Source organism: Desulfobacter sp. (assembly GCF_050177295.1).
Window position 1 is genome coordinate 1 of sequence record NZ_JBFXHE010000354.1, and the last position, 4,652, is coordinate 4,652.

2 protein-coding genes are annotated in these 4,652 nt (G+C 54.2%); both read right to left on the reverse strand.

Annotated elements, in window-relative coordinates:
• Positions 1–2,533, reverse strand: a 2,533-nt coding sequence (locus AB7U36_RS18805; RefSeq protein WP_428161187.1) for a sulfotransferase, incomplete at its 3' end; no start/stop codon positions are given.
• Positions 2,526–4,652, reverse strand: a 2,127-nt coding sequence (locus AB7U36_RS18810) for a cadherin domain-containing protein (RefSeq protein ID WP_428161188.1), incomplete at its 5' end; no start/stop codon positions are given. The genes AB7U36_RS18810 and AB7U36_RS18805, both read right to left, overlap by 8 nt.

Below are 4,652 nucleotides of genomic sequence, written 5' to 3' on the forward strand. Positions count from 1 at the left end.
TTTCAGCAGCTTCCTCCGGTCTTCGCATATGGTCCAGGATAATTGCCAGGTTGCCGTACCAGGTGTGATTGCCCGGATGGAGCTGGATGGAGCGTTTCATGCATTGGTGGGCGGGCAGGATTTTGCCTTGGTTGGAATAGGCGGCGCCCAGCATGTGCATGGCTGCCGCGTGGCGAGGATAGATGTCCAGGATTTCCCGGAAAAGCGCTTCTGCTTCCGGATTTTGCCCGGCCTTGAGCAGATCCATGCCCCTGAGAAAGAGGCTGGGTTCGTGGGGCGGCAGGGGAACCGGGGCGGGCACAGGATCTGCCAGGCGCCGGTCCAGGGCCTCGAACATGGGCCGGAGCCGGTGTTCATACCTGCGCCACCTGTCTCTGGAACCCTTGTACAGGGGCTTGCGCACCTGGGCCAGAGAAGCTGTTTTAACGGGCCGTTCCAGCCGGTCAAAGGCCAGGACACCCTCCTCCCATTGGAGCCCCAGATAATCCAGCATGGATTTTATGACAGATTCCGGTTCCGCCACCAGTTGTTCGTAGTCCACCACATGGATGCTGTCTCCGAATATGGCCTTCCAGTGGGCCATGAGGCGCCGACAGTTGCCGATTTCCGTTCCGATCCACGCCAGGTCGCTGGCAAACCCCATGCCCCCATGCATCGCCTTATAGCTTACAAAGTAGTTTGAAATGGCAATGGCGCCGGCATGGCGCCGGCAATAAATAATTTTGGCTTTGGGGAATAACAGCTTGATCAGGCCGATATTAGTGAAATTATGGGGGAGCTTGTCTGTGATATGGATTTTACCGGGATCTTGGGGCATGAATTCCCGGTATTCTTCTTCCACTTTCCGGGCAAAGGCCACGCTCTGGCTCTGGTTCAACTCCAGGATGCAATCGGGGATCTTCTGAAAATCAGATCCCATGCGCTGCTCCCAGACCTGCAGGCGTCTCCACATGCGCGGCATCTGCCCCAGCTCTCCCCCGGGAAAAACAGCGGAGTGGCTGCCCAGGATCTGTTCCACCAGGGTGGTGCCGGATCTGGGCATTCCCAGGATAAACAGGGGCAGGGAACTGGCTGTCCCGAACCCCTGCCTGCTGTCGAAGAATTCCCGGGTCATGCGGCTGATAATCCGGTCTGCCTGCCGGGCGCCCTTTTCAGGGTCAAACGAAAGACATTTACGGAACAGCGCGTTGGCCTTATCCGCATAATCCATTGACAGGTCAACATGTTCTTGCTTCTGGTATATCCGGGCCAGGGACAGGTTCAAAGAGGCCCTCATCTGCAAAGGCGTTCCCGGCTTTTTGGCCATGGCTGCCATTCGTTGGATGTTCCGGTCATCGCCGGGCATCCGCTCATTGTTGATCATGGCCTGCATGGCCCGGACCGGCGTTAGCTTATACAGAAGATCCTGAAGTTCCCGGGCCCTGTCCAGTTTCCCTTCCACCATCATCACATTGGCCAGGCCGGCCAGGGCCGGAACACATTTGGCATCTGTCTGCAGAGCCGCTTCATAGGCCTTGACCGCCGCCTTGACATTATCCAGCTCAAAATGGATATCCCCGTACATGGCCTGGTACACGGCCAGGTTGGGCCGGGGCTTGTTCTGCATCTTTTCCACGATACGATCCAGGGCGCCCAGCCCCTGGGCAGGAGAAAATGCTTTTCCGGTCAATTGCGCTTTTCTCACCAGCAGGGAAATATTTTCCCCGGCTATTGCCAGGGCCTGGGACACGGCCTGGCCCGCCGCAAGATACCGCCCCCTGAGTACAGCAATATCTGCCCGGTATATGAGTAGGATAATATTTTCAGGATCTTTTTCCAGGGCCTGATCCAGGAAGCGGTCCGCTTCGTCAAAAGCGCCGCAGAGCATCAACACCCTCAGGCCCACGAATGCAATTTCTTCCAAGGAGGCTCCGGCAAGCCCGTCCCGGAGCAGATTTGCTGCGGCAGCCGCTGCCTGGTCAAAGCGATTCCGGGCCATCATCTCTTCCATGTCCAGGGATTTCAGTCCCAGGCGGGAATAGCCGCCCTTTTCAACGGCTATGGCGCGTTCGTCCTGAGCTTTGTCAAAGGCTTCCACCGCCAAATGCAGCCGGGCGGCAATCAGGTGGAATTCCCCAATGGTCCTGTCCAAGGAAATCCCCTCCCTGAGGGTCTCCCATGCAAGGTCTGTTTCGTTTTGCAGCAGGTAAATATTGCCCAGATAAACAAAGGACGGCGCACGGCAAGCTTCCGTGCCGGAGGCGGCTTTAAACAGAATTTCTGCCTGTTCCCTGTCTCCCAAGGCCAGACGCGCGATGCCCCTGAACAGGGCATGCCAGCCCTGCATGCTTTTTTCCTGGGCTGCCGTTTGCATTAAAAATCGGTGTAAAGCCCTCCGGTTCTGCATCATTGTGATGAGTCCAGTCAATTCTTCGGGGAGACCTGAACCGGTTTGCTGCTTGCAGTATTTTTCCGCCCCGTCCCTGCCGTGGGTCAGCAGGGCTTTCCACAGCTTGTAAATAATATCCATCTGTACCGGCGAAAAACTATGCAAAAGAAATGATGCTTTCCGGGTGCGACAAATCCAGCAGTACGGGTATATTGTTTGCAAGGGTTCCCATGGTGCTATTATTCGTGCCATAGCAAAGTTTATTAGTGCCATATGTCGTGACACCTTCGCATGGACTGACAGAATTACACCAGCCTGCGGTGCGACCATTCGTATAATAGGAAAAGTTCTTTTGAGGGATTCCAAACACATTGGTGTAAAAGGCTCCGGACAGTTTGATTTTATCCCCCTCCCCGAACCCTGAAAGGTTTATGGGATCATCGTTACCGTCCCCATCCTGAGATCTGTCATTGAATACAATGGTGCGGTTGCCATGGGAAAGCCAGTAAGAAAGTTCCGTACCCTTCAATTCATAGGTTTCCAAGTTAGTCTTGACACCGTCACCATCATCGGCAAAAATACCATCAGCCGTCACAACCGCATAGTTTCCGTCAAAAGTGGTTTCTTCCAAGTCATTGATACTAAGTGTCACCGCCTGCTCATCTGTATTTCCCGCTTCATCTGTGGCAATCACTGTGAAGCTGTAGGTGTCTTGGGTCTCATAGTCGGGATTTTCGGTAAGGGTTACCTCACCGGAGTCGGCATCTATAGTCAATTTGCCCGCATCCACATCTGTTCCGCTTTTCAGGCTATAGGTCAAATCACCACTGAGATCGTTGCCTTCATCATCGGTGTCGGTTGCAGAAGCTGTATAAATTACCTGGTTCGCATTGCTGTTCTCATCAATGGCACCCGCTGTGGCCGTGGGACTAGAGAATTGCGGGGCGGTTCCATCCAAGTTATTGATACTAAGCGTCACCGCCTGATCATCTGTATTTCCCGCTTCATCCGTAGCAATCACTGTGAAGCTGTAGGTGTCTTGGGTCTCATAGTCGGGATTTTCGGTAAGGGTTACCTCACCGGAGTCGGCATCTATAGTCAATTTGCCTGCATCCACATCTGTTCCGCTTTTCAGGCTATAGGTCAAATCTCCACTGAGATCGTTACCTTCATCATCGGTGTCGGTTGCAGAAGCTGTATAAATTACCTGGTTCGCATTGCTGTTCTCATCAATGGCGCCCGCTGTGGCCGTGGAACTAGAGAATTGCGGGGCGGTTTCGTCCAAGTCATTGATACTGAGTGTCACCGTCTGTTCATCTGAATTACCCGCTTCGTCCGTCGCAATCACTGTGAAGCTGTAACTGTCCTGGGTTTCATAATCGGGGATTTCTGTGAGGGTTACCTCTCCAGAGTCAGAATCAATGGTGAATCTTCCCGCATCTACGTCTGTTCCGCTTTTCAGGCTAAAGGTCAAATCACCACTGAGATCGTTGCTTTCATCGTCGGTGTCAGTTGCCGAAACTGTGTAAATTACCTGATTGGCACTGCTGTTCTCGTCTATTGCTGATGCCGTTCCGTCAGATGTTATATTAGGCGCTACGCTATCGGTGACGGTGGTATTTACAGCCTGAACGGATTGTGTGGCCATGGTATTGCCATTGCCCGCCGCATCCATGGCCACATTGCTCCCAACATCCACGGTAATATCTGTGGTGCTGGACGCATAGGGCGTCACAACAAGGGTGTAAACCGTACCGGAAACCGTGGTAAATACTCCTTTGGCGCCGCCGGTGACGTTTACATCATCAACCGTAAACCCGGTTACCGCTTCGCTGAAGGTAAAGGTATAGGTCACAGCCCCCGTGGCCGTGCCATCGGTATTGTCTGTGATGGTCACAGAGGGCGGCGTATTGTCCGTGACACCGCCGCTTCCCGGGTCGGGTTCTGGTTCCGGCTCTGGTTCTGGTTCTGGTTCCGGTTCCGGTTCCGGTTCCGGTTCCGGCTCTGGTTCCGGTTCCGGTTCCGGTTCCGGTTCTGGTTCTGGTTCTGGTTCTGGTTCCGGTTCCGGTTCTGGTTCCGGCTCCGGCTCCGGGTCAGAGTCAAAAGAAGGCAGATCCTCCCCCTGGCTTTCCTGGTACGCGTCCCGCTTTTCTTCGTATTCGGCAGCGGACTCCTCTATCAGGGTCTGGCCTTCCTGGGTAAAACCGGCCCCCTGTTCCCCGTCCACAACAAGAGACCCGGAAAGGGTGGTTAAAACCTGGTCTATATCATCTGCCCCGGAAAG